This is a genomic window from Variovorax sp. Soil_C_26, assembly GCF_057657075.1.
On record NZ_JBDGJC010000006.1, the window covers coordinates 344,457 to 370,976 of the forward strand.

At 69.2% G+C, this 26,520-nt stretch carries 24 protein-coding genes; 9 read left to right on the forward strand and 15 right to left on the reverse strand.

What is annotated here, in order from left to right; all coding sequences use genetic code 11:
* Window positions 1–133: 133 nt before the first annotated feature.
* The 7 genes from AC3A6G_RS19460 to AC3A6G_RS19490 form a co-directional block, all read right to left on the reverse strand.
* The gene (locus AC3A6G_RS19460) at window positions 134–532 is read right to left on the reverse strand and encodes a RidA family protein (protein WP_487874375.1); all 399 of its coding nucleotides are present in this window, start codon (window positions 530–532) and stop codon (window positions 134–136) included.
* A complete protein-coding gene (locus AC3A6G_RS19465; RefSeq protein ID WP_487860972.1) occupies window positions 529–2,154 on the reverse strand; it encodes an AMP-binding protein in 1,626 nt (541 codons plus the stop codon). Before AC3A6G_RS19465 ends, AC3A6G_RS19460 begins: the two co-directional genes overlap by 4 nt.
* A gap of 4 nt (window positions 2,155–2,158) precedes the next feature.
* Window positions 2,159–3,352, reverse strand: a complete 1,194-nt coding sequence (locus AC3A6G_RS19470) for an acyl-CoA dehydrogenase family protein (protein ID WP_487860973.1) — start codon at window positions 3,350–3,352, stop codon at window positions 2,159–2,161.
* 4 nt (window positions 3,353–3,356) lie between these two features.
* On the reverse strand, window positions 3,357–4,211 hold the full coding sequence (locus AC3A6G_RS19475) for an enoyl-CoA hydratase family protein (protein WP_487860974.1): 855 nt from the start codon (window positions 4,209–4,211) through the stop codon (window positions 3,357–3,359).
* A complete protein-coding gene (locus AC3A6G_RS19480; protein WP_487860975.1) occupies window positions 4,208–4,684 on the reverse strand; it encodes a MarR family winged helix-turn-helix transcriptional regulator in 477 nt (158 codons plus the stop codon). The genes AC3A6G_RS19475 and AC3A6G_RS19480 overlap by 4 nt, the downstream gene beginning before the upstream one ends.
* Window positions 4,685–4,770: 86 nt before the next feature.
* Entirely contained in the window at window positions 4,771–7,119 is a 2,349-nt protein-coding gene (locus tag AC3A6G_RS19485) for a bifunctional salicylyl-CoA 5-hydroxylase/oxidoreductase (RefSeq protein ID WP_487860976.1), read from the reverse strand.
* A gap of 71 nt (window positions 7,120–7,190) precedes the next feature.
* Window positions 7,191–7,361 (reverse strand): hypothetical protein, encoded by a 171-nt coding sequence (locus AC3A6G_RS19490; protein WP_487874376.1) that lies wholly within the window; start codon window positions 7,359–7,361, stop codon window positions 7,191–7,193.
* A 13-nt stretch (window positions 7,362–7,374) separates the two neighbouring features.
* On the opposite strand from AC3A6G_RS19490, the gene AC3A6G_RS19495 reads away from it, so the two are divergent.
* Together AC3A6G_RS19495 and AC3A6G_RS19500 are read left to right on the forward strand one after the other, a co-directional pair.
* Complete coding sequence (locus AC3A6G_RS19495) at window positions 7,375–8,538, forward strand: class I SAM-dependent methyltransferase (protein WP_487874377.1); 1,164 nt, start codon at window positions 7,375–7,377, stop codon at window positions 8,536–8,538.
* Between the two features lie 16 nt (window positions 8,539–8,554).
* On the forward strand, window positions 8,555–8,878 hold the full coding sequence (locus AC3A6G_RS19500) for a DUF1840 domain-containing protein (protein WP_487860978.1): 324 nt from the start codon (window positions 8,555–8,557) through the stop codon (window positions 8,876–8,878).
* Window positions 8,879–9,015: 137 nt separating this feature from the next.
* On the opposite strand, the gene AC3A6G_RS19505 is transcribed toward AC3A6G_RS19500, so the two are convergent.
* Entirely contained in the window at window positions 9,016–10,032 is a 1,017-nt protein-coding gene (locus AC3A6G_RS19505) for a Bug family tripartite tricarboxylate transporter substrate binding protein (protein ID WP_487860979.1), read from the reverse strand.
* A 72-nt stretch (window positions 10,033–10,104) separates the two neighbouring features.
* Window positions 10,105–11,034, reverse strand: a complete 930-nt coding sequence (locus AC3A6G_RS19510) for a LysR family transcriptional regulator (RefSeq protein WP_487860980.1) — start codon at window positions 11,032–11,034, stop codon at window positions 10,105–10,107.
* A 110-nt stretch (window positions 11,035–11,144) separates the two neighbouring features.
* On the opposite strand from AC3A6G_RS19510, the gene AC3A6G_RS19515 reads away from it, so the two are divergent.
* On the forward strand, window positions 11,145–11,906 hold the full coding sequence (locus AC3A6G_RS19515) for an SDR family oxidoreductase (RefSeq protein ID WP_487860981.1): 762 nt from the start codon (window positions 11,145–11,147) through the stop codon (window positions 11,904–11,906).
* Here AC3A6G_RS19515 and AC3A6G_RS19520 read toward each other — a convergent pair whose 3' ends face one another.
* The 5 genes from AC3A6G_RS19520 to AC3A6G_RS19540 all read right to left on the reverse strand — a co-directional run bounded on the left by AC3A6G_RS19520 (window position 11,907) and on the right by AC3A6G_RS19540 (window position 15,828).
* Window positions 11,907–12,329 carry a MarR family winged helix-turn-helix transcriptional regulator gene (locus AC3A6G_RS19520; protein ID WP_487860982.1) on the reverse strand — a complete coding sequence of 141 codons (423 nt, stop codon included), beginning with the start codon at window positions 12,327–12,329 and terminating at the stop codon, window positions 11,907–11,909. It abuts the gene before it with no gap.
* Between the two features lie 16 nt (window positions 12,330–12,345).
* On the reverse strand, window positions 12,346–13,329 hold the full coding sequence (locus tag AC3A6G_RS19525; RefSeq protein ID WP_487860983.1) for an alpha-ketoacid dehydrogenase subunit beta: 984 nt from the start codon (window positions 13,327–13,329) through the stop codon (window positions 12,346–12,348).
* The gene (locus AC3A6G_RS19530; RefSeq protein ID WP_487860984.1) at window positions 13,320–14,345 is read right to left on the reverse strand and encodes a thiamine pyrophosphate-dependent dehydrogenase E1 component subunit alpha; all 1,026 of its coding nucleotides are present in this window, start codon (window positions 14,343–14,345) and stop codon (window positions 13,320–13,322) included. The genes AC3A6G_RS19525 and AC3A6G_RS19530 overlap by 10 nt, the downstream gene beginning before the upstream one ends.
* A gap of 74 nt (window positions 14,346–14,419) precedes the next feature.
* Window positions 14,420–15,331 carry a LysR family transcriptional regulator gene (locus AC3A6G_RS19535; RefSeq protein ID WP_487874378.1) on the reverse strand — a complete coding sequence of 304 codons (912 nt, stop codon included), beginning with the start codon at window positions 15,329–15,331 and terminating at the stop codon, window positions 14,420–14,422.
* A gap of 65 nt (window positions 15,332–15,396) precedes the next feature.
* Window positions 15,397–15,828, reverse strand: coding sequence for a VOC family protein (locus tag AC3A6G_RS19540; RefSeq protein ID WP_487860986.1), 432 nt, complete (start codon window positions 15,826–15,828; stop codon window positions 15,397–15,399).
* 249 nt (window positions 15,829–16,077) lie between these two features.
* Between AC3A6G_RS19540 and xylF the strand changes: the two genes are divergently transcribed.
* From xylF to AC3A6G_RS19565, 5 genes are all read left to right on the forward strand, one after another.
* Window positions 16,078–17,100 (forward strand): D-xylose ABC transporter substrate-binding protein, encoded by a 1,023-nt coding sequence (gene xylF / locus AC3A6G_RS19545; RefSeq protein WP_487860987.1) that lies wholly within the window; start codon window positions 16,078–16,080, stop codon window positions 17,098–17,100.
* A gap of 8 nt (window positions 17,101–17,108) precedes the next feature.
* Window positions 17,109–18,302, forward strand: a complete 1,194-nt coding sequence (locus tag AC3A6G_RS19550) for a sugar ABC transporter permease (RefSeq protein ID WP_487860988.1) — start codon at window positions 17,109–17,111, stop codon at window positions 18,300–18,302.
* Between the two features lies 1 nt (window position 18,303).
* A complete protein-coding gene (locus tag AC3A6G_RS19555) occupies window positions 18,304–19,080 on the forward strand; it encodes an ATP-binding cassette domain-containing protein (protein ID WP_487874379.1) in 777 nt (258 codons plus the stop codon).
* 28 nt (window positions 19,081–19,108) lie between these two features.
* The gene (locus AC3A6G_RS19560) at window positions 19,109–20,281 is read left to right on the forward strand and encodes an ROK family transcriptional regulator (protein ID WP_487874380.1); all 1,173 of its coding nucleotides are present in this window, start codon (window positions 19,109–19,111) and stop codon (window positions 20,279–20,281) included.
* 120 nt (window positions 20,282–20,401) lie between these two features.
* Window positions 20,402–22,864, forward strand: a complete 2,463-nt coding sequence (locus tag AC3A6G_RS19565) for a membrane-bound PQQ-dependent dehydrogenase, glucose/quinate/shikimate family (RefSeq protein WP_487874381.1) — start codon at window positions 20,402–20,404, stop codon at window positions 22,862–22,864.
* Between the two features lie 98 nt (window positions 22,865–22,962).
* On the opposite strand, the gene AC3A6G_RS19570 is transcribed toward AC3A6G_RS19565, so the two are convergent.
* The gene (locus AC3A6G_RS19570) at window positions 22,963–24,207 is read right to left on the reverse strand and encodes a helix-turn-helix domain-containing protein (protein WP_487874382.1); all 1,245 of its coding nucleotides are present in this window, start codon (window positions 24,205–24,207) and stop codon (window positions 22,963–22,965) included.
* 142 nt (window positions 24,208–24,349) lie between these two features.
* Between AC3A6G_RS19570 and AC3A6G_RS19575 the strand changes: the two genes are divergently transcribed.
* Window positions 24,350–26,494: a PQQ-dependent dehydrogenase, methanol/ethanol family gene (locus AC3A6G_RS19575; protein ID WP_487864617.1), complete on the forward strand. Its 2,145-nt coding sequence runs from the start codon at window positions 24,350–24,352 to the stop codon at window positions 26,492–26,494.
* The last annotated feature ends 26 nt before the right edge of the window (window positions 26,495–26,520 follow it).

A 26,520-nucleotide genomic window follows, 5' to 3' on the forward strand; every position in this document is an offset into this window, starting at 1 on the left:
TTAAAAAGCCCTTTGAGAAATCAAAGGGCTTTTTTTCTTTGCAGGGCAGAAGGCGCCGAATTGCGCTTCGATTTGTCAAACAACAAGCCCTCGCAATGAGGGCTTTGTCATTTCCGACGGGCGTGGGCCGGGCTCAGTCCGGAACGACGGCCGTGACCTCGATCTCGACCTTGGCCCGCTGTTCCACCAGCGCCGCCACCTGCACACAGGTCATTGCCGGGAAGTTGCGGCCCATCGCGTCGCGGTACACCGGCCCGAGTTCGGCGAGACGGCGGCTGTACTCGTCGCGGTCGGTCACGTACCAGGTCATGCGCACCATGTGCTCGGGACCGGCGCCGCCCGCGCGCAGCACCTCGGCGATGTTGCGCAGCGCCTGGCCGCACTGGTCGATGAAGTCGTCCGACTCGAACTGCTGCTGGCCGTTCCAGCCGATCTGCCCGCCGACGTACAGCGTCGTGCCGCGCGCGGCGATGCCGTTCGCGTAGCCCTTGGGAGGCAACCAGCCCTCGGGCTGAAGAAGTGTGTGGATCATGGTGTGGTGTTGTTCAGTTGTCTCAGTTTGAATCGCTGGAGCTTGCCGGTTTCGGTGCGCGGCAGTACAGCCACGAACGCGATCTCCCGCGGGTATTTGAATGGCGCGATGGTTGCCTTCACATGGTCCTGCAGCGCCTTGACGAGTACCGCATCGCCCACGTGGCCGGGCTTGAGCACGCAGAACGCCTTCACGATCATGCCGCGGTCGTCGTCGGGCTTGCCGACCACGCCGCACTCGGCCACGGCCGGGTGCTTGAGCAGGGCGTCTTCCACTTCAGGCCCGCCGACGTTGTAGCCGGCCGTGATGATCATGTCGTCGGCGCGCGCCTGGTAGAAGAAGTAGCCGTCGTCGTCCTGCACGAACGAGTCGCCGGGGTAGTTCCAGCCGTTCTTCACGTAGTCGGACTGCCGCGGGTCGTCGAGGTAGCGGCAGCCCACCGGCCCCTGCAGCGCAAGCTTGCCGACGGTGCCGCGCGGCACTTCGTTGCCGTCGTCGTCCACCACCTTGGCGGTGAAGCCGGGCACCACCTTGCCGACGGCGCCGCGGCGCACCTGGTCGCCTGCGGCGGAGATGTAGATGTGGAACACCTCGGTGCCGCCGATGCCGTCGAGCATCTCTATGCCGGTGGCCTCCTTCCAGAGCTGGCGTGTCGCGTCGGGCAGCGCCTCGCCGGCGCTCACGCAGATGCGCAGGCCCGGCGCGCCGTGTTGGCGCACGAAGGGCGCCATCTGGCGATAGAACGTGGGCGCGGTGTAGCAGATGGTCGCGCCGACCTCGTTGATCAGCTTCACGAGCCCTTCGGGCGTGAACGGCGCATCGGCAAAGTACACCGACGCGCCAGCCCACATCGGGAATACCAGCAGCCCGCCGAGCCCGAAGGTGAAAGCCAGCGGCGGCGAGCCGATCACGATGTCGTCGCTGCGCGCTTGCAGCACATGGCGCGGCCAGGTATTGCACATCGCGAGCACGTCGCGGTGCGTCGTTACCGGCGCTTTCGGCTTGCCCGTGGTGCCCGAGGTGAACGCCAGCAGCGCAATGTCGTCCGCCGCCGTGGGGCAGGCCGTGAACACGCCGCTCTTCTTGGCTGCACGCGCCGACAGCGAATCCGGCGCGTCGGGCTGGTTGAACGCGATCACCGACGCGAGCACCGGATGCTCGCGCTGAGCGAGCACCAGTTCGTCGAGCAGGCGCGCGTCGCACAGCGCAGCCACGGGCCGCGCCTTCTCGATGATCTCGCCCAGTTCCTTGGCGCGCAGCAGCGGCATGGTCGCGACCGCGATCAGGCCGGCCTTGACCACCGCCAGCCACGCGAGCGCCATGGCCACCGAATTGCCGCCGCGCAGCAGCACGCGGTTGCCGGGCACCAAACCCAGGTCGTCGGTGAGCACCTGCGCGATGCGGTTGACCTCGATGGCCGCCTGCGAATACGTCAGCACGCCCGCGGGCGAGCGCAGCATGGGCCGGTCGCCGAAGCCCTTGGCGGGCGCCTTGTCGAGCAGTTCTTCGACCAGGTTCAGCTGGTCGGGCAGCTGCAGCTCAGGCAGCTCGTAGCGAAAGACCGGCAACTGCCCGGCAGGCGGCAGGCGGTCATGAACGAAGCGGTCGACTTGGGCAGACACGGCATCACCCCCGCAGCACGGACTTGCCGATGATGAGTTGCTGGACCTCCGTCGCGCCTTCGTAGATGCGCAGCGAGCGGATGTCACGGTAGAGGCTTTCGATCTTCGTGCCCACCTTCACGCCGAGGCCGCCGTGCATCTGCAGCGCCATGTCTATCACGCGGCTCGCGTTTTCAGTGGCGCACATCTTGGCCATGGCCGCGGCGGCCGACACGTCGCCCACGGCCGGTGCGCCACGCTGCTCGGCGTCGTCGCGCATCCATGCCGCGCGGTAGGTCAGCAGTGCCGCACCGTCGATCAGCGCGGCCATCTCGCCGAGCTTGGCCTGCGTGAGCTGGAAGTCGGCGAGCGTCTGGCCGAACATGCGCCGGCCCTTGGCATGCGATACGGCTTCGGCGAGCGCGCGGCGCCCCATGCCGAGCGCAGCGCCCGCCACCGAGGCGCGAAAGATATCGAGCGTGCGCATCGCAAGCTTGAAGCCGCCATTGAGTTCACCCAACTGCGCACTGCGCGGCACGACGCAATCGTCGAAGCGCAGCGTGGCGAGCGGATGCGGCGCCATCACGTCGATGTGCGCCGACGTGTCCAGGCCCTTCGCCGTGGCATCGACGATGAACGCGGTGATGCCGCGCGTGCCCGCCGTCGGCTCGGTCTTCGCGAACACGCAATAGAAGTCGGCAATGCCGCCGTTGCTGATCCAGGTCTTCTCGCCGTGGAGGCGCCAGCCGTCCGCGGTAGCTTCGGCGCGCATTGCCATGGCAGCCACGTCGGAGCCCGCCTCGGGTTCGCTCAGCGCGAAGGCTGCGATCTTCTCGCCCTTGCCCACCGCGCCGAGGTACTGCGACTGCTGCTCGGGCGTGCCCGCGAGCGTGATCGCGCCGCTGCCCAGCCCCTGCATCGCGAACGCGAAGTCGGCCAGCGGCGAGTGGTAGCCGAGCGTCTCGCGCAGCAGCACGAGTGCACGCGAGTCGAGCCGGTCGAGCGCGCCGCCCGCGCTGCCGGGCACGGCATAGCGCAGCCAGCCGGCGTCGCCGAGGCGGCGCACCCATTCGCGACAGGCCGCGCGGTCGTCGCGCTCGTCGATCTCCTGTGCGGCGCACCAGGGCAGCAGGTCGCGTGCGAGCGCGCGATGGGCCTCGTCGAAGAAGGGCAGCGCGAGGTGCGTCGTCGAGGGCGGCGCGGGAATCTTGGTCATCATGGTTTCAGTCCCCACCGAACACCGGCTTCTGCTTGGCCGAGAAGGCCTCGTAGGCGCGCCGGAAGTCCTCGGTCTGCATGCAGATCGCCTGCGCCTGGGCCTCGGCCTCGATCGCCTGGTCGATCGTCATCGACCATTCCTGCGCGAGCATCGTCTTGGTCATGCCATGCGCGAAGGTCGGGCCTTCGGCAAGGTCGCGCGCCACCTTGGTGGCGGCCGCGAGCAGCGCATCGCTTTCGTGCAGCGCGTTGAAGAAGCCCCAGGCATGGCCCTCTTGCGCGGTCATCGCGCGGCCGGTGAACAGCAGCTCCGACGCGCGGCCCTGGCCGATCACGCGCGGCAGCAGCGCGCAGGCGCCCATGTCGGCACCCGCGAGGCCCACGCGCGTGAAGAGGAAGGCTGTGCGCGTGGCCGGCGAGCCGTAGCGCAGGTCGCAGGCCAGCGCGATCATCGCGCCGGCGCCGGCGCACACGCCGTCGATCGCGCCCACGATGGGTTGCGGGCAGGCGCGGATCGCCTTGACCAGGTCGCCCGTCATGCGCGTGAACTCGAGCAGCTCGGGCATGCGCATGCCGGTAAGCGGTCCGATGATCTCGTGCACGTCGCCGCCCGAGCAGAAGTTGCCGCCTGCGCCGGTGACCACGATCGCCTTCACGTCGGTGGCGTAGGCCAGCGCGCGGAACAGGTCGCGCAGTTCGGCGTACGAGTCGAAGGTCAGCGGGTTCTTGCGCTCGGGGCGGTTCAGCGTGACGGTGCCCACGCCGTTCTCGCAGTGCCAGGCGAAGTGCTTCGCGGTATAGGCCGCCTTGGCCTCGAATTGCGCGCGCATGGGATTGCCTGCGCCGATGTAGTGCTTCATTCGGTCTCCACCAATGGGTTCTGTGAGTGTTGCTTGACCTTGCCGAGCAGCTTGTGAAGCTGCGCGATCTCCTTGCCGCTGAGGCCCGCGAAGGCATCGACGATCCAGTCCTCGTGCTGTTCGGCCATCTCGTTGAAGAGCTTGCGTCCGCGCGGCGTGAGCCGCACGCGCCAGGCACGGCGGTCGCCCTCGACGTCGACGCGCTCCACCAGCCCTTCGGTCACGAGCTGGTCGGTGATGCCGGTGACGTTGCCGCCCGTCACCATCATGCGGCGCGAGAGCTCGTTCATCTTCAGGCCATCGGGCGCGCGCTCGAGCTGCGCCATCAGGTCGAAGCGCGGCAGCGTGGTCGCGAACTGCGCGCGCAGGCCATTGCGCACCTGCTTCTCGACCAACTGGGTGCAGGTGAGAAGCCGCAGCCAGAGGCGCAGGGCCTCGGGGTGCTCGCTGTGGGCGCGTGCTTCGAGGTCCATGTCAGTGCCGCCCGGCCGCCCGTAGGCACTGACGCGCCCCCTCGGGGGGAAGCGATACGCGAAGCGATGAGCGTGGGGGCGTCATATCAGAGGGTCTCTTCGGCGTTCTGCGCGGCGATCGCGGCATTCGCCGCCGCAGCCATCTGCTGCTGCTTGGCGATCTCGCGGTACATCTGGTCGCGCCCGCTCAGGTACTGCTTCGGCCAGTCGACGTCGCGGCTCTGCAGCTTGGCGGCCTCGTGCAGCGTCCAGGCCGGGTCGGCCAGGTGCGGCCGCGCGATCGCGCAGAGGTCGGCGCGCCCGGCCGCGATGATGCTGTTGGCCTGGTCGGCCTCGGTGATCGCGCCGACGGCGATGGTCGCGATGCCGACCTCGTTGCGGATGCGGTCGGCGAACGGCGTCTGGTACATGCGGCCGTACACCGGCTGGGCGGCGCGCGTGGTCTGTCCCGACGACACATCGATGAAGTCGGCGCCGGCTTCCTTGAAGAGCCGGGCCACCGCCACTGCCTCGGCATCGGTGTTGCCGCCCGGCGCCCAGTCGTGCGCCGAGATCCGCACGCTCATCGGCTTGTCCTCGGGCCAGGCGGCGCGCATGGCGCGGAACACCTCGAGCGGATAGCGGCAACGCGCCTCGATGCCGCCGTTGTATTCGTCGGTGCGCAGGTTGGTGAGCGGGCTGATGAAGGACGACAGCAGGTAGCCGTGCGCGCAGTGCAGTTCGAGCCAGTCGAAGCCGCATTCGACCGCGCGGCGGGTGGAGGCGACGAACTGCTCGCGCATCTCGTCCATCTGCGCGCGGGTCATTTCGGCCGGCAGCTGGTTCTGGTCGCCGTAGGCCACGGCGCTGGCGGACAGCAGCGGCCAGTTGCCGCTCTCGAGCGGCTCGTCGGTGCCTTCCCAGCCCACGCGCGTCGAGCCCTTGGCGCCGCTATGGCCGATCTGGATCGCGATCTTCGCACTCGATTGCGCGTGCACGAAGTCGACGATGCGCCGGAACGCCGCCTGCTGTGCGTCGTTGTAGAGGCCGGTGCAACCGGGCGTGATGCGGCCTTCGGGTGTCGGGCTGGTCATTTCGACGAACACCATCGCGGCACCGCCGAGCGCGCGTGCGCCCAGGTGCACCAGCAAGAAGTCTTGCGGCACGCCGTCGACCGCGCTGTAGGTGGCCATCGGCGAGACCAGGATGCGGTTCTTCAGCGTGAGGCCGCGCACCTTGTAGGGCAACAGCATCGGCAGCGTCGGCTTGCCGCCCGCCAGCCACTGCTCGTAGCCGCCGAGCCAGGCGGTGTCGCGCAGCCGCAGGTTCTCGTGGCTGATGCGCTGCGAGCGCGTGAGAAGCGAATAGGCGAACTGCTCGATCTGCATGCCGGTGTAGCGCGGCACGTTCTCGAACCACTCGGTCGAGTTGCGTGCGGCATTCTGGATCTTGAGCACCTCGACGCTGCGACGCGCCTCGTAGCCTTCGAGCACATGGTCGACCGTGCCGCCCGCGGCAAACTCATCGGCCAGGTCGATGGCGTCCTCGAGCGCGAGCTTGGTGCCCGAGCCGATCGAGAAATGCGCCGTATGCGCCGCGTCGCCCATCAGCACCACGGGCACCGAGCGGCCTTCGACGTCGATGCGGTGCGTCCAGCGCTCGCACACCACGCGCGGAAAGCGGATCCAGTTGGCCGAGCCGCGCAGGTGCGTGGCGTTGCTGATGAGCGCATGGCCGCCGAGGTATTTGGCAAACAGCTTCTCGCAGAAGGCGACGGCCTCGGGCTGCTCCATCTGGTCGAGCCCATGGGCCTTCCATACGGCCTCGGGCGTCTCGACGATGAAGGTCGATGTCTTGTCGTCGAACTGGTAGGCGTGCGCCTGGAACCAGCCGTGCTCGGTTTCTTCGAAGGCGAAGGTGAAAGCGTCGAAGGTCTGGTGCGTGCCGAGCCACACGAAGCGGCAGTTGCGCAGGTCGACGTCGGGCTTGAACACATCGGCATAGCGCTGGCGGATGCGGCTGTTGAGGCCATCGCTCGCGATCACCAGGTCGGCGTTGTATTTGGCGGCCATGGCCTGGTCGTCGGCCACGTCGGTCTCGAAGACCAGCTGCACGCCAAGCGCGAGGCAGCGCTCCTGCAGGATGTTCAAGAGCCGCTTGCGCCCGATGCCGCAGAAGCCGTGGCCGCCCGAGCGCACCTGGCCGCCCTTGAAGAACACCTGGATGTCGTCCCAGTGGTGGAACTCGTTGCCGATGAGCTCCGCGGTGTCCGTGTCGGCGGCGGCCAGGTTGGCGAGCGTCTGGTCGCTGAGCACCACGCCCCAGCCGAAAGTGTCGAAGGGCCGGTTGCGTTCGACCACGGTGATCTCGAGTGCGGGGTTGCGTGCCTTCATCAGCAGCGCGAAGTACAGGCCGGCGGGGCCGCCGCCGATGCACAGGATGCGTTGGAGGTCCATGGCGGGGGCGGCAGAGGCGCCGGGGGCAAGGCTGTTCATGGTTGAATAGTTTAGGCATAAACAATCTGCTGTCAATCGGTGCACTCATCCGTGATGCTGGCGCGGGCAACTGCATGCAAAAGAATCAAAAAATCAATACCATGGCGCACCATGCAAAGCTTGATACCCAAGATCGAGTCGCAGCTTGCGTCGCTGCCGGTGCCTATCGCACTTGAATTGCCTGACGGGCGCAGGGTTTCCAAACCGGGGTCGCGTGTGACCCTGGCATTCAGGGAGTGGTCGGCCCTGGCCCAGCTCGCCGCGCGCCAGGTGGGCGCCATCGGCGAGGCCTATGTGGAGGGCAAGGTCCAGATCGAAGGCGCGATGCGCGACATCATCGATGCGACGGTCGGCATGCTGCCGGGCAACCCGGCCGAAACAGACACCATCTGGTGGACCCGCCTGCTGCGGCTCGCCAAGTCCCGCGGCTCGCATTCGCTCCACAAGGACGCGGAGCAGATCCAGTTCCACTACGACGTCTCCGACGATTTCTACGCGCTGTGGCTCGACCCGCGCCGGGTCTATTCGTGCGCCTACTTCCGAACGCCCGACCTCACGCTGGCCCAGGCGCAGGAGGCCAAGCTCGACCACATCTGCCGCAAGCTGATGCTGCAGCCGGGCGAGCGCTTCCTCGACATCGGCTCGGGCTGGGGCGGGTTGCTGCTCTGGGCGGCCGAGCACTACGGCGTGGACGCGACCGGCATCACCCTGTCGAAGAACCAGCATGCGCACGTGCAGCGGCTGATCGAAGAAAAAGGCCTGCAGCATCGCGTGCGCGTCGAACTGCGCGACTACCGCGAGCTTCCGCTCGACGCGCCCTTCGACAAGATCTCATCGGTTGGCATGTTCGAGCACGTGGGTTCGGCCAACATGCCGACCTATTTTCGCCAGGTCTACGCACTGCTCAAGCCGGGCGGCCTGGTGCTGAACCACGGCATCACCTCGGGCCAGCTCGACTACCGCCAGCTCGGGGCGGGCATGGGCAACTTCATCGAGAAGTACATCTTCCCGGGCGGCGAGCTGCTGCACGTGACGCACGTGCTGCGCGAAACGGCTGCCGCGGGCCTCGAGATGGTCGACACCGAAAGCCTGCGTCCGCACTATGCGCGCACGCTCTGGGCCTGGTCGGATGCGCTCGAGGCGCAGCTCGACACCGCGCTCGAGGTGCTCAGGCGAACCGGTGGGCGCCAGGGCGAGAATGCCGAGCGCATCGTGCGCGCCTACCGGCTCTATCTCGCGGGTTCGGCGATGAGCTTCGAGCAGGGCTGGATCTCGCTGCACCAGATGCTTTCCACCCGGCCCGACGGCAAGGTCGACCGCGGCGCGCTGCGCGGCGCGCAATCGGTGTACCCTTTTGCCCGTGACTACATCTACAAGTGATCAAGGAAGGACCTGCATGCTCTATCGATTCCAGTCCCGCGCCACGCCGGAGTTCGTGATGCTCGAGGCGCACGCGCGCCAACTGCTCGACGTCGTCGGCAAGCCGGCTGCGCCCCAGGGCGTCATCACTGTCGAACAGATCCCGGCCGCCATTGCCGCACTGGAGTCCGCTGTGGCCCGCGAGTCCGGCAATGCGCACAACCATGACGACCACGTCGTCGAAGGCCATGACGACGATGCCGAAAAGCAGCATGTCGGCCTGCACCAGCGCGCGGCCCCGTTGCTTCACATGCTCAAGGATTCACTCGCCGAGCAAAAGGACGTCACCTGGACGACCTGACGCGGGAAAAAGGCCCTCGCGCCGCGCAAGCCGCGGCCTGAGCCAGGGCACCCGTGGAACCGGCTTTGCCGGGCCACTGGGTGCGCCCCCCAGTGGGGGAGGCGGCTACACGAAGTGAGCCGCTTCGGGGGGTGTCCTTAGTCCACTTTCGCGCCGGAGTCCTTCACGACCTTTGCCCACTTCACGTGCTCGCTGGCGATCAGCTTCGTGAAGTCGGCCGGCGTGTTGCCGCTCGGGATTGCGCCCTGGGCGAGCATCTTCTCCTTGATGGCCGGCGTGGCGAGCGACTTCGCCACTTCCTGCTGAATGCGGTTCACGATCTCGGGCGACGTGCCGGCCGGTGCGAGCAGGCCGAACCACGAACTCGCCTCGAAGCCCTTGAGTGCCGGTCCGCCCGCCTCTTCGACGGTCGGAACGTCGGGCAGGGCCGGTGAGCGCTGCGCGCTGGTCACGGCCAGGGCGGTGAGCTTGCCGCCCTTGATCTGCGCCATCGATGAAGGCAGGTTGTCGAACATCACGTCGGCGTTGCCGGCCACCATGTCGAGCAGCGCCGGGCCCGAGCCCTTGTACGGGATGTGCGCCATGAAGGTGCCCGTCATGCTCTTGAAGAGTTCGCCCGCCAGGTGGATCGAGGTGCCGTTGCCGCTCGACGCCATGTTGAGCTTGCCCGGGTTCGCCTTGGCGTACTTGATGAAATCCTGCACGTTGCGGATGTTCAGTTCCTTCGCTTTCTCGGCATTCATCTCCATCACGTTCGGCACCGCGGCCACCAGCGTGACGGGCGCGAAGTCCTTGATCGGGTCGAACGCCAGCTTGGGATAGAGCGCCCGGTTGATGCCGTGCGTGCCCACGGTGCCCATCAACAGCGTGTAGCCGTCGTTCTGCGAACGAGCCACGATCTCGGCGCCCACGTTGCCGCCGGCGCCGGCACGGTTGTCGACGATGAACTGCTGGCCGAAGGCCTTCGAGAGCTCGGGCGCCACGGCGCGCGCGAGGATGTCGGTGGTGCCGCCGGCCGCAAAGGGCACGACGATGCGCACCGGCTTGGTGGGCCAGGTGCCCTGGGCCCACGAGGGCATGGCCACGAGGGCTGCTACGGCTGCGGCGGAGGCTGCAAGTGCAGCGCGGCGGGTCGGTTTGAATGAAAAAGTCATACGGCGTTTGTACAGGCTAACGATGGCAGGCGCCGCAGGTAAAACCCCGGGCGTCCGGTGGGAAATTCTTCTTCAGGCCGCGTGCATGCGCGCGGCGAAGCCTTCGCTTCGAAAGCGTTCCAGGATGAAGTCGATGAACACGCGCGTCTTGGCGGGCAGCAGCTTTTTGCTGGGGTAGTAGAGCCACAGCGCGCCCGCGTCGAAGTGCCAGGCGGGCAGCAGGCGCACCAGCGCGCCGCTTCGCAGGCCGCGCTCGACGAAGGGCATCGGCAGCATCGCCACGCCCAGGCCCATGAGCGCGGCATGCGCGATCGCCTCCGGGTCGTTGAAGATCGCGCGCGGGCGCGGCTGCTCGACCGTGGCCCGGCGGCCATCGGCATGCTGCAGCGTCCAGCTGCGCAGGCGGCCCGTCGGCGAGGAGCGGCGCACCAGCGCATCGAGCTGGGCAAGGTCGGCCGGCTCCGCGGGCAGGGCGCGGTTCGCGAAGTAGGCGGGCGCGGCCACCGCGACCACATGGATGCGCGCCAGCTCGCGCGCCACCAGCCCGGGCGGGAGCTCGATGCCGCCGCCGATCGCCGCGTCGAAGCCTTCGCCCACGAGGTCCACCTGCCGGTTGTCGAAATGCCAGTCGGGCAGGATCGCCGGATAGCGTGCCAGGAAGTCGCCCATCATCGGCAGCACATGCTCGCGGCCGAAGGCCTGGCCCATGCTGACCTTGAGCGTGCCGGCGGGTTGGCCGTCCTGGTGCGTGATGCCGGCCACCGCGTCCTGCAGCGTCGCGAGCGCCCCGCCGATCTGCCGCAGGAAGCGCTCGCCGCCTTCGGTCAGCGTGAGGCGTCGCGTGCTGCGCTGGAACAGCCGCACGCCGAGACTGGCCTCGAGCCGTGCCACGTTCTTGCTGACGGCGGCCGGCGTGAGCCCGAGCCGCCGCGCCGCGGCCGAGAAGCTGCCGCTATCGGCACTCTGCACAAAGGATTCGAGGTGGTTGAGAGGGGGCGCCATCACGCTATTTTTCAACCCTTGGTTGAATCTGATTGCGCTGATTATGGGCTACCGCAAAGGTAATCGAATGCCCAAACTGAGCCTGTCCATTCACAAAACAAGGAATCCACATGGCTCCCAATTCGACCCTTTCCCGGCCCCTTTCGGGCAAGACCGCTTTCGTGACCGGCGGCTCGCGCGGCATCGGTGCCGCCATCGTGCGCCGGCTCGTCCAGGACGGCGCGGCCGTCGCTTTCAGCTATGCCAGCTCGGCCGGCCCGGCCGAGGCGCTCGTGCGCAGCATCGAGGCCGAGGGCGGCCGCGCGCTGGCGCTCAAGATCGACAGCGCCGACGCCGCCGCGCTCACCGCGGGCATCGACGATGCCGCGCGCCGGCTCGGCCGCATCGACGTGCTGGTCAACAATGCCGGCGTCTTCCTGCCCGGCACCGTCGACGACATGCCGCTCGCCGATTTCGACCGCACCTGGCAGGTCAACGTGCGCGCGGTGTTCGTCGCGGCCCAGGCCGCCGTGCGCCACATGGGCGAGGGCGGCCGCATCATCAACATCGGCAGCACCAATGCCGAGCGCGCGCCCTGGCCCGGCTTCAGTGCCTATGCCATGAGCAAGTCGGCACTCAAGGGCCTGGTGCAGGGCCTCTCGCGCGACCTGGGACCGCGAGGCATCACGGTCAACAACGTGCAGCCAGGTCCGGTCGACACCGACATGAACCCGGTCGATGGCCCCAACGCCGCCGCGATGCACGGATTGATGGCCGTGGCGCGCCATGCGCGGCCCGAAGAGATCGCCGCGATGGTGGCCTACCTCGCAGGGCCCGAGGCGGGCTTCGTGACCGGCGCCAGCCTCAACATCGACGGCGGCTTCGCGGCCTGATCAACCGGCGCGCTGCACGGCCGCGACGAGCTTGTCGAGCGTGGCGTCGAGCCGCGCCAGCTCGTCGCCCGACACGCCCGCGAACAGCTCGGCCTCGCGCTCGCGCCCCAGCGCACTCACGATGGCATGCAGCGCCTTGCCGGCCGCCGTGAGGTGAAGCCGCGCGCGGCGCTGGTCGGTCGGGTCGTGGTGGCGCTGCATGCGCTTGTGGCGCCGGAGGCCCGCGAGCGCGCGGCTCACGGCCATCTTGTCGAGCCCCGTCAGTTCGGCCACCTGCGTGGCGGTGAGCCCGGGCTGCGCGCCGAGCACTGCCATCGCGCGCCATTCGTTGAGCGTGAGCTGGTGCTCGCGCCCCACGCGCTCATGAAAGGGCCGCGCGGTCAGGTTGACCACCCGCACCAGCTTGAAGAACAGCGGGTCCACGGCGCCACGGGCCTGTTCAGCGCCCCTGGCCGACCAGCTTCCTCGCCGCCGCCGCGATGGCTTCGGCGCCCACGCGCGACGCGGCCTCGAGCACCGGCGCATAGCCGACCGGGATGCGCGGCGCACCGAGCCGCGCCACGCGGCAGCCCGTCGCCTCGGCGGCGCTCGCGGCGATCTCGGCGCCGAAGCCAGCCACCTGCACCGCCTCGTGCACCACCAGCAGGCGCCCGGTGCGCGTGCACGAACCGAGCACCGTCTCGCGGTCCCAGGGCCAGAGGGTGCGCAGGTCGATCAGGTCGACCGCGATGCCTTCGGCCGCCAGCGTTTCGCAGGCGGCGGCGCAGGCCTGCATCTGGCGGCTCCAGCTCACGAGCGTGAGCGCATCGCCTTCGCGCACGCGGCGCGCCAGGCCGAGCGGCACGGCCAGATCTTCGTCGACCTCGCCGCGCAGGCCCCAGAGCGTCTTGTGCTCGATGTAGGCCACCGGATCGCCGCACTGCATCGCCGCGCGCAGCAGGCTGTAGTTGTCTTGCGGCGTCGAGGGGCACACCACCACCAGCCCCGGCAGGTGGGCGAACCAGGCTTCGAGCGATTGCGAATGCTGCGCGGCCGACGCATCCCAGATGCCGCCCGGCATGCGCGCCACCAGCGGCACGCGGCCCTGGCCGCCGAACATGAAGCGGTTCTTGGCGGCCTGGTTCACGAGTTCGTCCATGCCGCAGAGCGCGAAGTCGACCACGCGCATCTCGACCACCGGGCGCAGGCCCGCGAGCGCCATGCCGACGCCGGCGCCCATGATCGCGGCCTCGCTGATCGGCGTGTCGATCACGCGGCCTTCGCCGAAGCGCTGCTGCAGCCCCTTGTACTGGCCGAAGATGCCGCCGCGGCCCACGTCCTCGCCGAGCACCACCACGCGGGCGTCGGCCTGCATCTCGCGCGCCACCGCGCGCACCGCGGCCTCCGAATAGCTGAGTTCCTGCTTGTCGATCGTCAATGCCATTGCCCGGCTCCGGTGGTCTGCACGTCGGTGAATGCGGCGCCGGGCTCGGGCCAGGGCGCCGCGTCGGCCGCGGCCAGCGCGGCGGCGACCTCGTCGCGCGCCGCGTTCTCGATCGCGTCGAGCACGGCCGCATCGACGCCGGCCGCGAGCAGCCGGCCGCGGGCGCGCGCGATGGGATCGGTCTCGAGCGCCGCGGCCAGCTCGGCCGGGTCGCGGTACGCCGCCACGTCGACCGACACGTGCCCTTTCACGCGGTAGGTCAGCGCATGCAGCAGGCGCGGCCCGCCGCCGCCGCGCACCTCGCCCACCAGCGCCGCCGCGGCCTCGTGCACCGCGAACACGTCGTTGCCGTCGACCTGCGTGGCCGCGATGTCCATCGACGCCGCGCGCGCCGAGGCGCCGTCGCCGGCCCTCATCGGCCCGCTTGCCGTGGTGGCGCTCCAGCGGTTGTCCTCGCAGACGAAGAGCACGGGCAGCGCATACACCCGCGCCCAGTTCAGGGCTTCGAGGAACGGGCCGCGGTTGATCGCGCCGTCACCGAAGAAGCAGGCGGTGATGCCGCCGTCCACCGCGCCCAGCAGCTTCTGCGCATGCGCCGCGCCCACGGCGATCGGCAGGCCCGCGGCCACCACGCCGTTGGCGCCGAGCATGCCGACCGAGAAGTCGGCAATGTGCATCGAGCCGCCCTTGCCGCCGTTGAAGCCCGAGGCTTTGCCGAACAGCTCGCACATCATGCGAGAGAGGTCGGCGCCCTTGGCGAGCGTGTGGCCGTGGCCGCGGTGCGTGGAGGTGAGGTAGTCGCTTGTGCGCAGGTGCGCGCACACGCCCGCGGGCACCGCCTCCTGGCCGGTCGACAGGTGCAGCGGCCCGCGCACATGCGCGCTGCCGGCGGCTTCCTGGCCATAGGCGCTCACGCCGCCCTGGCTGGCCGTCTCGGCGGCATTCTCGAACGCTCGGATGCGCACCATCGTTCGGTAGAGCGCCTCGCCGGCGGGGATGTCGTTGCGCTTGTCCATCTTGTCTCCAGCGCCTGTGGGATCGGCGTTGCGGCAAAAATCGTATCAAGCGTGACGAGGTGGCGAAACCGGGCTTACCCCGTGCCCTTGCTGTTGCGGCCCGCTGCCGCCGAACCCTTGCGCACTGCCTCCTGCAGGCATTGCGCAAGCCGGCCCACCACGGCCGGGCTGGACTGCGGCGCGCGCTGCAGCAGGCCGACCTCGCGGTGGAAGGTGGCCTGGCCGAGCGAGATCGTGCGCACGCCGGCCGGCAAAGGCAGGTGCGCCTCGACCATCGGCACGAGCGCCACGCCCAACCCCTTGGCTGCCATGTGGATGAGCCCCGGGATCTCGTCGACCTCGATCGACTCGTTGACGGCGATGCCCTCGCGCCGCAGGAACCGCTCGACCATGCGCCCGCCGAAAGAGGCGCGGTCGTAGCGCAGGAAGGGCTGTTCCTGCAGCAGGCGTCGCCAGTCCCTTCCCGGCAGTGCCTCCGGTGCGGCGAGCACGTAGCGCTCGCGCACCAGCGTCTGCCAGCGCAACTCCGGCGGCATGCCGAAGGGCGGCCGGATGATCAGCGCCGCGTCGATCGTGCCCGCGTCGAGGTCGTCCATCAACCGCATCGACACGCCCGGCGACACGTGCACGCGCAGCGACGGCGCAGCCTTGCGCAGCTTCGCGAGTGCGCGCGCAAGGAGCGTCGACTGGGTCGAGGCAATGGCGCCGATCCGCAGCAGCCCGCCTTCTGCACCATCGTCCGCCGGAGGCTCGCCGAGTCGGTCGTACAGGGCACAGATCTCCACCGCACGCGCCAGCGTGCTCTCCCCGGCCGCATTCAGCGTGGCGGAGCGGCCGGTCCGGTCGAAGAGCGCGAAGCCGAGCGAGTCTTCGAGCCGCTTGATCTGGCTGCTGACGGCCGACTGCGTCAGCCCGATCCGCTCGCCCGCCGCGACGAAGGTGCCGTGGCGGCAGACGGCGATGAAGGTCTTGAGTTCACTGATCATCCACCGAGCATCGCAAGGATCGATGCCCAACTCAAGGATCGATCGACATGCATGATCGATGCGCCTCAGGTCGCGAACAGCGCATCGAGGTTGGCGAACGATTTCATCTCGATCGCATTGCCCGAGGGATCGAGAAAGAACATCGTGGCCTGTTCCCCGGGCTCGCCCTTGAAGCGGATGTAGGGCTCGATGATGAATTCGACGTGGCGTGCCGCGAGCCTGTCGGCCAGGGCCTGCCACTGGTCCATCGGGAGGATGGCGCCGAAGTGCCGCACCGGCACAGCGTGCCCGTCGACCGCGCCATGCGCCTTGTGGCCGCATTCGTCGGGCGCGAGGTGCGCCACGATCTGGTGGCCGTGAAAGTCGAAGTCCACCCATTCCGGCGCGCTACGGCCTTCGGGGCAGCCGAGCAGCCCGCCATAGAAGGCGCGGGCTTCGGCGATGTCGCGCACGGGAAAAGCCAGGTGGAACGGAATGCGGGCGGGGGAGGGGTGCATGGTTCGGCTCCTGTGTGGAATGCGGAAACCCGAAACTCTACGCAGCGCAAGGCATGAATGAAAACGATATGTTTCGTTGCTGAGCATCACCGATTTCGATGAAACGAAAGTTGGCGTGCGCCCGAAAACCGGGCACCGCCGCCCCGGGAATTCCCGGGTGCCCAGCACCTCCGCACGATGGGATAGTTAATTCGCCGGTCGAACTAACTAATTTCTTACATTGTTGGGCGCGCGCCCAAGGAGACACCGATGCACCTCAAGCACTCCCTGGCCGCCATGGCCTTCGGCCTCACTGCGGCGAGCGCGCTGGCGCAGACCGTGGTCGGCGTGAGCTGGTCCAACTTTCAGGAAGAGCGCTGGAAGACCGACGAGGCCGCGATCAAGGCCCAGCTCGAGAAGCTCGGCGCCAAGTACATCAGCGCCGACGCGGGCGGCTCGCCCGAGAAGCAGCTCGGCGACATCGAGGGCCTGATGGCCAAGGGCGCCAAGGCGCTGATCGTGCTGGCGATGGACAAGGACGCGATCCTGCCCGCCGTCACCAAGGCCACGCGGCAGAAGGTGCCGGTGGTGGCGTACGACCGCCTGATCGAGGCGCCCGGCGTCTTCTACATCACCTTCGACAACGTCGAGGTCGGGCGCATGGAGGCGCGCGAGGTGTTCAAGGTCAAGCCCAAGGGCAACTACGTGATCATCAAAGGCTCGCCGAGCGACCCGAACGCCGACTTCCTGCGCGCAGGCCAGCAGGAGGTGCTCGATGCCGCGGTGAAGAAGGGCGACATCAAGATCGTGGGCGACGAATACACCGAGGGCTGGAAGCCCGAGGTCGCGCAGAAGAACATGGAGCAGATCCTCACCAAGGTCGGCAACAAGGTCGATGCCGTGGTGGCGGCCAACGACGGCACCGCGGGCGGCGCAGTGGCGGCGCTCACGGCCAAGGGGCTGCGCGGCATTCCGGTGTCGGGCCAGGACGCCGACTTCGCGGCGCTCAACCGCATTGCGCTCGGCACCCAGACCGCGACCATCTTCAAGGACTCGCGCGAACTCGGCCGCGAGGCCGCCAATGCCGCGATCGCGCTGTCGCAGGGCAAGCCGGCCGAGAAGGCCGCGACCTGGAATGCCGGGCCGAAGAAGATCGCGCTGCAGTCGCGCCTGCTCACGCCGGTGCCGATCACGCGCGACAACCTCGACGTGGTGGTCAAGGCCGGCTGGATCAAGAAGGACGAACTCTGCAAGGGTGTGCCCGCGGCCAACGCGCCGGCCGCCTGCAAGTAAGCAGGCAGATGGGCGATCCAACGACGCCGGGCCTCTGGCGGCGCACCGGCATCGACCTGCGGCTGGCGCTGATGAGCGTGCTGCTGGTCGCGATGGGCGTGGTCTTCAACATGCTCTCGGGCGGCGTGTTCCTGTCGCCCGAGAACCTCTACAACGTGGCGCAGCAGACGGCGGTGGTGGGCATCGTGTCGACCGTGATGGTGCTGGTCATCGTGGCGCGCCACATCGACCTGTCGGTCGGCTCGGTGATGGGCTTCGTCGGCGTGCTGATCGCCTACCTGCAGTACACCTCGGGCTGGTCGTGGCCCGCGGCCTGCCTCGCGGGGCTCGCAGTGGCGCTCCTGGTCTCGATCTACCAGGGCTGGCTCACGGCGATGCTCGGCGTGCCCTCGTTCGTCGTCACGCTCGGCGGACTGATGTCGTTCCGCGGTGCGGCGTTCCTGGTGGCCGACGGCAAGACCCAGCCGGTGAACGACGAGTTCTTCCAGCGCCTGGGCGGCGGCTACGACGGCGGCATCGGTACCGCCGCCACATGGGCGCTCGCGGGCTTCGTGGCGCTGGTGCTGTTTGCGCGCATGCTGCAGAAGCGCCGCGCACGCGCGCACCACGGCATGCCCAACGAGCCGCTCTGGCTTGCGCTGCTGCTCACGGCCGTGCCGGCGGCGGTGGTGCTCGGGTTCGCGGCGGTCATGAACAGCTACCAGATCGCCTCCAAGGACGCGCCGCAGGGCCTGCCGATCCCGGTGCTGATCTGGGCCGTGGTCGCCGTGGTGCTGTCGTTCATCGTGCACCGCACGCGCTTCGGCCGCTACGTGTTCGCGATGGGCGGCAACCCCGATGCGGCGGCGCTGGTGGGCATTCCGGTCAAGCGCGTCACGCTGATGCTGTTCGCGCTGCTCGCGGTGCTGGTCACGGTGGCAGCGATCGTGTCGATCGCGCGGCTCAACGCGGGCACCAATTCGCTCGGCACCGGCATGGAGCTCTACGTGATCGCGGCGGCCGTCATCGGCGGCACGGCGCTCGCGGGCGGAACCGGCTCGATCTTCGGCTCGGTGCTCGGCGCGCTGATCATGCAGTCGCTCGACAGCGGCATGCTGCTGCTCGACGTGCCGATCGGCAAGCGCATGGTGATCATCGGGCAGGTGCTGATCGTGGCGGTGGTGTTCGACGTGCTGTACCGCCGCAGGTTCGGCGAGAACTGACATGATGGCCACCGATACATCCCGGCCGCTCGTCGAATTGCGCGAGATCCGCAAGGCCTTCGGCGGCGTGAAGGCCGTCGACGGCGTGAGCGTGAACCTGCATGCCGGCGAAGTGGTCGCGCTGCTCGGCCACAACGGCGCGGGCAAGTCCACGCTCATGAAGATGCTCGCGGGCGCCTACCCGGTCGATGCGGGCGAGACGCTGGTCGCGGGCGAGACGGTGCAGATCCGCACCCCCTCCGAAGCGCAGGCGCTCGGCATCGAAACCATCTACCAGACGCTGGCCCTGGCCGACAACCTCGACGCGGTGGCGAACCTGTTCCTGGGCCGCGAGAAGATGACGCGCTGGAACACGCTCGACGACCATTTCATGGAGGTCGAGGCGCGCAAGGTGTTCCAGCGCCTCAACCGCAACTTCAGCAACATCCGCACGCCCGTGCGGCGGCTCTCGGGTGGCCAGCGGCAGGTGGTGGCGATCTCGCGTGCGCTGTACTTCAACGCCCGCATCCTCATCATGGACGAGCCCTGCGCCGCGCTCGGCCCGGAAGAGACGGCGATGGTCGGCGGCCTCGTCAAGCAGCTCAAGGCCGATGGCGTGGGCATTTTCCTCATCACGCACGACATGCCCGACGTGTTCGCGCTCAGCGACCGCGTGGCGGTGATGAAGAACGGCCGGTTGGTCGGCACCTACCGCACCGCCGACGTCACCGAGGACGAGGTGCTCGGCATGATCATTGCCGGCAAGCGCCCCGAGGGAAAGGAACAGGCCCCGCGGTGAACCCTGGCCCTCCCGTGGAAGCGGCTCCGTGAACATCGGCGACCAGCAGCTGCTCAAGCGCATGAACCGCAGCGTGCTGCTGCGGTTGCTGCGCGCGCAGCCCGGCCTGTCGCGCGCGCGGCTGTCGGGTGCGAGCGGGCTCACCAAGTCCACCGTGAGCCTGCTGGTGCGCGAGCTGCTCGACGAAGGCTGGCTCAGCGAGGCCGGCGCCATCGCGGCCGACGGGCTCGGCCGGCCTTCGACGCCGCTGCGCATCAACACCGGCGTGCGCGCGCTGATGGGCGTGGAGATCGCGGTCGAGACGGTGCGCCTGGCCTGCGTGTCGCTGCAGGGCGAGGTGCTCCATGCCGAGCGCCAGGCGCTGGCCGACAGCGCGCCGGCCGGCGTGTGTGCGCAGGTTGCGCGCATGGCTGCCGCTGCGCACCGGCAACTGCGCCGGGCCGGACTGCAGCTGTCGAGCATCGGCGTGGGCGTGCCCGGCGCGGTGGACGACTGCACCGGCGTGGTCCGCTTCGCGCCCAACCTCGGCTGGCGCAACGTGAGCCTGCTGCCCGCGCTCGAGCAGGCGCTGGCCGAGGCGAAGCTGCCCGGCGTCACCGTGCAGCTGCAGAACGACGCCGACGCCGCAGCGCTCGGCGAGTACGAGTTCGGAAGCGATGGCAGCGATGGCGGGGGTGAGGGCGGCGAGCCGCTGATCTTCGTCAGCTGCGACGTGGGCGTGGGCGCGGGCGTGGTGCTCAACGACCGGCTCTTCACCGGTGCGCAGGGCATGGCAGGCGAGATCGGTCACACCATCCTGCAGCGTGATGGGCCGCGCTGCTCGTGCGGGCGCAACGGCTGCGCCGAGGCGTTCTTCGGATCGCGCGCGCTCGAGCGCGAAGCGCCCGGCGTGGCGCAGGCGGGCGCCTTTCTCGGCGTGCTGCTGCAGAACCTCTGGGTCACCTTCGATCCGCGCGCGATCGTGCTCGGCGGCAAGTCGTGCACCGGCGACGCGCGTTTCGCGGAGGCCGCCTTCGCGCAGGTGCAGCGCCATGCCGAGGCGGCCGGCATGCCCGCGCCCGCGCTGCGCATTGCGCGCTACGGCGAGCTGGCCGCGGCCGTGGGCGCCGCGGCGCTCGCATTGCATGAGTACCTGCGGCCGCTCCAGCCCGATGCGCGTGCGCGCCGGGCCCGCGCCGCACGCATCGCTGCGCCGGCCTGAGCAGCCATCCGCGCACAATTGCGCGCTCGGCCTACGCACAAGGCCCTGTGCTTTACCTAGTCTGGGGTGTCCATCAATGGCGCGCCCCGCCCTCGCGCCTGGCATCGAAAGCGCCTCGCCATGACCGACACTGCTGTGCATCCCCGTGCGTCTTCTTCCACATCCGAACCGCCACACACCAGGCGGTCGGCGTTGCTAATTGCCACGGCCGTGGTCATCGGCCTGGCCGGCCTCGGCCTTGCAGCCGCCGGCGCTTGGCTCGTCATGCTCGGCGGCTCGTGGTACTACCTCGTCGCGGGGCTGGGGCTGCTCGTGGCGGCGCTGCTGCTGCCGCGCGGCGGCGGCGCCGGCCTCTGGGTCTACGCCATCGTGGTCGCGTTCACGCTCGGCTGGGCGCTGTGGGAAGTCGGCTTCGACTGGTGGCCGCTCGCGGCGCGCGGCGATGTGTTCTTCGTCATCGGCGCGTTCCTGCTCACGCCCTGGGTCGCGCGTGCGTTGGCACGGCGCAGCACCGCGGGCGTGGCGCCCGCGCGCGGCTTTCTCGGCGTCGTGCTGCTGGTCTTCCTGGCTGCCGCAGTGGTGGCCATGACGCGCCAGCCGCATCGCATCGAAGGCACGGCCACGCCGCCCGCAGCAACTGCCGCGCCGGGCGTTGCCGCAGCTGCCGGCAGCCCGGCCCCGCCCGCGGACGACTGGACCGCCTACGGCGGAACCGGCATGGGCCAGCGCTATTCGGCGCTCGACCAGATCACGCCGGCCAACGTCGGCCAGCTCGAGGAGGCGTGGCACTTTCGCACCGGCGACGTGCGCGGCCAGCCCGGCGATCCGGAGGAGACGACCTTCGAGGTCACGCCACTGAAGATCGGTGAGCGGCTCTTTCTCTGCACGCCGCACCAGTCGGTGGTGGCACTGAACGCCACCACGGGCGAGCAGCTCTGGCGCTACACGCCCGAGATCCGGCGTCCGCTCGCGCTGCAGCACCTGACCTGCCGCGGCCTGTCTTACGACCCCGGCAGCGCCGTGCGCCCTGACGCCACAGCCAGCGCGGGCGCCGACTGCGATGCCAAGCTCTTCATGCCCACGGCCGACGGCCGCGTCATTGCGCTGAACCCCGAAAGCGGCAAGCCCTGCATGCGCTTCGGCGGCGGCAGCGGGCAGATCGACCTGTGGAAGAACATGCCCAACGTGAAGCCCGGCGCGTACTACTCGACCTCGCCGGTGGTGGTGACGAAATCGCTCATCATCGTAGGCGGCACGGTGCTCGACAACGTCTCCACCGAGGAGACCTCGGGCGTGATCCGGGCCTTCGACATCGACACCGGCGCACTGGTCTGGAACTGGGACGCGGGCAACCCCGACGAGACCGCGCCCATCGCGCCCGACCGCACCTACACCGCCAACTCGCCCAACAGCTGGTCGATCTCGAGCGTGGACGAGGCGCTTGGCATGGTCTACGTGCCCATGGGCAACCAGCCGCCCGACCAGTGGGGCGGCAATCGCACCGAAGGCGCAGAGCGCTATTCGTCCGCGGTGGTGGCGCTCGACCTGGCCACCGGCCGCGTGCGCTGGAGCTTCCAGACCGTGCACCACGACCTGTGGGATTACGACGTGCCGTCGCAGCCCACGCTCACCGACCTGCGCGTGGGCAACGACACCGTGCCCGCGCTGGTGCAGCCGACCAAGCAGGGCGAGCTGTTCGTGCTCGACCGGCGCAACGGCGAACCGGTGGTGAAGGTCTATGAGCGCCCCGCGCCGCAGGGCGCGGCCGAGGGCGACCACACATCGCTCACGCAGCCGGTATCGGCCCTGTCGTTCGATCCGCCCGCGCTCACGCCGGCCGACATGTGGGGCGGCACGGTGTTCGACCAGCTCGCCTGCCGCATCGCGTTCCACCGGCTGCGCTACGAGGGCCGCTACACGCCGCCGTCCACGCAGGGCTCGCTCATCTATCCGGGCAACTTCGGTGTCTTCAACTGGGGCGGCATCGCGGTCGATCCGCAGCGGCAGCTCGCTTTCACCACGCCGGCGTCGCTGGCCTTCGTGTCGAAGCTGATCCCGCGCGCCGACGACACCACGCTCTACGTGCAGGGCAAGGCTCGGCCGAGCGACAGCCTGCCCGCGCTCAACGAGAACTTCGGCGCGCCCTTCGCGGTGCAGCTGCGCGCGTTCACCTCGGTATTCGGCCTGCCCTGCCAGGCACCGCCCTGGGGCTATGTGGCGGGTGCCGACCTGCGCACCGGCCGCGTGGTGTGGATGCACAAGAACGGCACCGTGCGCGACAGTTCGCCGTTGCCGCTGCCCTTCGCGATGGGCGTGCCGAGCCTCGGCGGGCCGCTCATGACGGCCGGCGGCGTGGCCTTTCTATCGGGCACGCTCGACTACTACATGCGCGCCTACGACGTGACCAACGGCAAGGAGCTCTGGCGCAGCCGCCTGCCGGCGGGCGGACAGGCCACGCCCATGAGCTATCGCGGCGCCGACGGGCGGCAGTATGTGGTGGTGGCCGCGGGCGGCCACGGCTCGCTTGGAACGAAGACGGGCGACAGCGTCATTGCTTACGCGTTGCCGAAGCGCTCGAATTGATCGCCGTATTGAGCCAGCGCACCCGCGGAACCGGCTTCGCCGGGCCGCCGGGTGCGCCCCCCAGTGGGGGGAGGCGCCGAAGGCGCTTCGGGGGGCGTCTATCCTTCGCGCCAGCCGCGCAGCCGCCGGTAGAGCGTGCCGCGCGACACGCGCAATTGGCGCGCGGCCTGCGACACGTTGCCGCCGTGCGCGGCGAGTGTTTCCTCGATGAGCTTGCGGCTGTGTTCGCGCAGCGTGCCGGCCTGGGTGGATGAGGCCGGTGCGTCCTGTTCGTCCTCTTCCATTGCCGCCGCCATGTCGCCGTGCGGCACGCTCGGCGTCACCAGCGCCGGCGCCGCCGCATCGCCCGGCACCGCGACCGCATGGCGGAAGTCGGCGCCGTCGGCGGCCTTCAGGCTAGCCTGCACCCACACGCCCAGGCCGCTCGCAAGCCGCAGCGGCTGCGCGGCGTCGCGCCGCTGCAGCCGCAGCAGGCTCGCCAGGTCGTGGCCCAGCATCGACTCGACGTCGCGCTCGCCCGCAGCCTCGGGCAGGCGGCCGATCAGGCGCGCGCCGGCGCCGTTGAGCCAGGCGATGGTGCCGTCGGGCGCCACGCCGGCCAGTGCCTCCATCGGGGTGCCGAGCAGGTTCGGGCTGGCCTGGAAGCGCAGGATCAGGTGGTCGCGCGACTGCGCCTGCAGCAGGCGGTTCTCGATGATCGTGGCATAGAGCGCGACCATCGACGCGGCGTCAAAGCCGAAGCGCCGCGCCTCCGCCGTGAGGTCGAGCACGCCCGCGAGCCGGCCGCTCACGTCGCGGATCGGCGCCGCCGCGCACTGCATCTGCGACAGCACCTCGAAGTAGTGCTCCGCGCCGTCGACCGTGCAGGCTTGTCCCGTGGTCGCCACGATGCCGGGCGCCGTGGTGCCGACGATGCGTTCGGAGATGTTCACGCCCACGCGCGCCGTCTTGCGCAGCACCGGCTGGTGGGCCGCGGCGGGGTGCTGCGTCACATGCACCACCACGCCTTCGCGGTCGGTGAGGATTACGCGGCAGTCGGTGCCCGCGAGCGCGCTCTCCATGCTCGCGAGCTCCTGCCGCGCCACGTCGAGCAGCTCGCGGTTGCGTGCCAGCGTGGCATGCAGCCGGCTCGGCGTGACCGCGTCGAACGGCACGATGCGGCGGCGGTCGCTGTGGTTGCGGTTGCAGCGCAGCCACGACTGGATCACCGCCTCGCCGACCAGGCCCGAGGGGCGCACGCCTTCCTCGAAGAACTGCTGCCGCGCGAGCGCCACGCGCTGCGCCGGCGTGGTGGAGAAGAGTTGGCGCGGCGCATTCGCCGTGCCCAGCCTGTCGAATGCCATGGGGTTGCTGCTCCTCGTGGGGTTCTGCTTGCTGCTGCCCCGTCGAATGTGTTCCGCAATGGAACAGCGCCGGACTGGGGAAATCCCGAAGGTGAACGCGGACGCGACGCAAACGATCCTTGCGGCACAAAGGAGACCCACGATGACAAGAACGATCCACCCCGGGCTGCGTCTGCTCGCCGGCGCGCTGCTGTGCCTTGCCAATGCGGCGCCGGTTGCGGCGCAGCAGCAGCAACAACAGGGCACGGCCTCCGATCCGCAGGCGCGCGCCGCAGCCGCCGTGCAGCGCGTCGACGGCAACTTCATCCGCGCCAACGCCGCGCAGAAGAAGACGCCCGACTGGCCGAGCTACGGGCTGGACCACGCCGAGACGCGGTTCAGCCGGCTCGACCAGGTCAACGCCGGCAACGTCAAGCAGCTGGGCCTGGTCTGGTCGTACAACCTCGAATCCACGCGCGGCGTCGAGGCCACGCCGCTGGTGGTCGACGGCATCATGTACGTCACGGCCTCGTGGAGCGTGGTGCATGCGATCGACACGCGCACCGGGCAGCGCCTCTGGAGCTTCGACCCGCAGGTCGACCGCTCGAAGGGCTTTCGCGGCTGCTGCGACGTGGTCAACCGCGGCGTGGCGCTGCACCAGGGCAAGGTTTTCGTCGGCGCCTACGACGGCCGGCTCATCGCGCTCGACGCCGCCAGCGGTCGCAAGCTCTGGGAAAAGAACACCATCGAGGGCCAGAAGGGCAGCTACACCATCACCGGCGCGCCGCGCGTCATCAAGGGCAAGGTCATCATCGGCAACGGCGGCGCCGAGTACGGCGTGCGCGGCTATGTCACCGCCTACGACGCCGCCACGGGCGAACAGAAATGGCGCTGGTTCACCGTGCCGGGCGATCCCTCCAAGCCCTTCGAAGACGAGTCGATGGCGCGCGCCGCCAAGACCTGGGACCCGTCTGGCAAGTACTGGGAGGCTGGCGGCGGCGGCACCGCGTGGGACACCATGGCGTTCGACGCCGACCTCAACCTGATGTACATCGGCACCGGCAACGGCTCGCCATGGGCGCACAAGAAGCGCAGCCCGCAGGGCGGCGACAACCTTTACCTGAGCTCGATCGTGGCGCTCGACCCCGACACCGGCAAGTACGTGTGGCACTACCAGGAGACGCCCGGCGACAACTGGGACTACACCGCCACGCAGCCCATGATCCTGGCCGACCTCAAGGTCAGCGGCAAGCTGCGCAAGGTGATCCTGCATGCGCCGAAGAACGGCTTCTTCTTCGTCATCGACCGCACCAACGGCAAGTTCATCTCGGCGAAGAACTTCGTCGAGGTGAACTGGGCCACCGGCTACGACGCCAACGGCCGTCCCATCGAGGTGGCCGCCGCGCGCCAGAACCAGAAGCCCGGCGACAGCATTCCCGGGCCGTTCGGCGCGCACAACTGGCACCCGATGTCGTTCAACCCGCAGACCGGGCTGGCCTACATCCCGGCGCAGCATGTGCCGCTGAACCTCATGGACGACAAGGACTGGTCCTTCGACCAGAACGCGCCCGGCCGGCCGCATGCCGCGCTCGGCTGGAACACCGCCATGTTCCTCAATGCGGAGGCGCCCAAGTCGAAGCCCTTCGGCCGCCTCGTCGCCTGGGACCCGGTGAAGCAGAAGGAAGCCTGGGGCGTCGACTACGCCTCGCCGTGGAACGGCGGCACGCTCACCACCGCGGGCAACCTCGTGTTCCAGGGCACGGCCGACGGACGCCTGGTGGCCTACAACGCCAAGACCGGCGACAAGCTCTGGGAAACGCCCACCGGCACCGGCGTGGTCGCGGCACCGTCCACCTACATGGTCGACGGCAAGCAGTACGTGTCGGTGGCCGTGGGCTGGGGCGGCGTGTACGGCCTCGCGCAGCGCGCCAGCGACCGCCAGGGGCCGGGCACCGTCTACACCTTCGCGGTCGGCGGAAGCGCCAAGATGCCCGAGTTCGTGGAGTACCGGCTGGGCAAGCTGCTGCAGGGCGTCAAGTACGACCCCGCCAAGGTGCAGGCCGGCACCATGCTCTACGTGAGCAACTGCGTCTTCTGCCACGGCGTGCCCGGCGTGGACCGCGGCGGCAACATCCCGAACCTCGGCTACATGGACGCCGCCTACATCGAGAACCTCGACAAGTTCGTGCTCAAGGGCCCGGCCATGTCGCGCGGCATGCCCGACTTCACGGGCAAGCTCTCGGCCGACGACATCGAGAGCATCAAGGCGTTCATCCAGGGCACGGCCGACGCGATACGGCCGAAGTAGCAGGCGCCGTGCCAAAGAAAAAGCCG

Excerpts from the sequence above, each read along its gene's own strand:
- AC3A6G_RS19540 (WP_487860986.1), bottom strand. The coding sequence starts at position 15,828 with ATGCACCCCTCCCCCGCCCGCATTCCGTTCCACCTGGCTTTTCCCGTG.
- AC3A6G_RS19475 (WP_487860974.1), bottom strand. The coding sequence starts at position 4,211 with ATGAAGCACTACATCGGCGCAGGCAATCCCATGCGCGCGCAATTCGAG.
- AC3A6G_RS19505 (WP_487860979.1), bottom strand. The coding sequence starts at position 10,032 with ATGACTTTTTCATTCAAACCGACCCGCCGCGCTGCACTTGCAGCCTCC.
- AC3A6G_RS19510 (WP_487860980.1), bottom strand. The coding sequence starts at position 11,034 with ATGGCGCCCCCTCTCAACCACCTCGAATCCTTTGTGCAGAGTGCCGAT.
- AC3A6G_RS19470 (WP_487860973.1), bottom strand. The coding sequence starts at position 3,352 with ATGATGACCAAGATTCCCGCGCCGCCCTCGACGACGCACCTCGCGCTG.
- AC3A6G_RS19555 (WP_487874379.1), top strand. The coding sequence starts at position 18,304 with ATGATGGCCACCGATACATCCCGGCCGCTCGTCGAATTGCGCGAGATC.
- AC3A6G_RS19485 (WP_487860976.1), bottom strand. The coding sequence starts at position 7,119 with ATGGACCTCCAACGCATCCTGTGCATCGGCGGCGGCCCCGCCGGCCTG.
- AC3A6G_RS19525 (WP_487860983.1), bottom strand. The coding sequence starts at position 13,329 with ATGGCATTGACGATCGACAAGCAGGAACTCAGCTATTCGGAGGCCGCG.
- AC3A6G_RS19515 (WP_487860981.1), top strand. The coding sequence starts at position 11,145 with ATGGCTCCCAATTCGACCCTTTCCCGGCCCCTTTCGGGCAAGACCGCT.
- AC3A6G_RS19500 (WP_487860978.1), top strand. The coding sequence starts at position 8,555 with ATGCTCTATCGATTCCAGTCCCGCGCCACGCCGGAGTTCGTGATGCTC.
- AC3A6G_RS19550 (WP_487860988.1), top strand. The coding sequence starts at position 17,109 with ATGGGCGATCCAACGACGCCGGGCCTCTGGCGGCGCACCGGCATCGAC.
- AC3A6G_RS19480 (WP_487860975.1), bottom strand. The coding sequence starts at position 4,684 with ATGGACCTCGAAGCACGCGCCCACAGCGAGCACCCCGAGGCCCTGCGC.
- AC3A6G_RS19460 (WP_487874375.1), bottom strand. The coding sequence starts at position 532 with ATGATCCACACACTTCTTCAGCCCGAGGGCTGGTTGCCTCCCAAGGGC.
- xylF (WP_487860987.1), top strand. The coding sequence starts at position 16,078 with ATGCACCTCAAGCACTCCCTGGCCGCCATGGCCTTCGGCCTCACTGCG.
- AC3A6G_RS19530 (WP_487860984.1), bottom strand. The coding sequence starts at position 14,345 with ATGGACAAGCGCAACGACATCCCCGCCGGCGAGGCGCTCTACCGAACG.
- AC3A6G_RS19535 (WP_487874378.1), bottom strand. The coding sequence starts at position 15,331 with ATGATCAGTGAACTCAAGACCTTCATCGCCGTCTGCCGCCACGGCACC.
- AC3A6G_RS19565 (WP_487874381.1), top strand. The coding sequence starts at position 20,402 with ATGACCGACACTGCTGTGCATCCCCGTGCGTCTTCTTCCACATCCGAA.
- AC3A6G_RS19575 (WP_487864617.1), top strand. The coding sequence starts at position 24,350 with ATGACAAGAACGATCCACCCCGGGCTGCGTCTGCTCGCCGGCGCGCTG.
- AC3A6G_RS19570 (WP_487874382.1), bottom strand. The coding sequence starts at position 24,207 with ATGGCATTCGACAGGCTGGGCACGGCGAATGCGCCGCGCCAACTCTTC.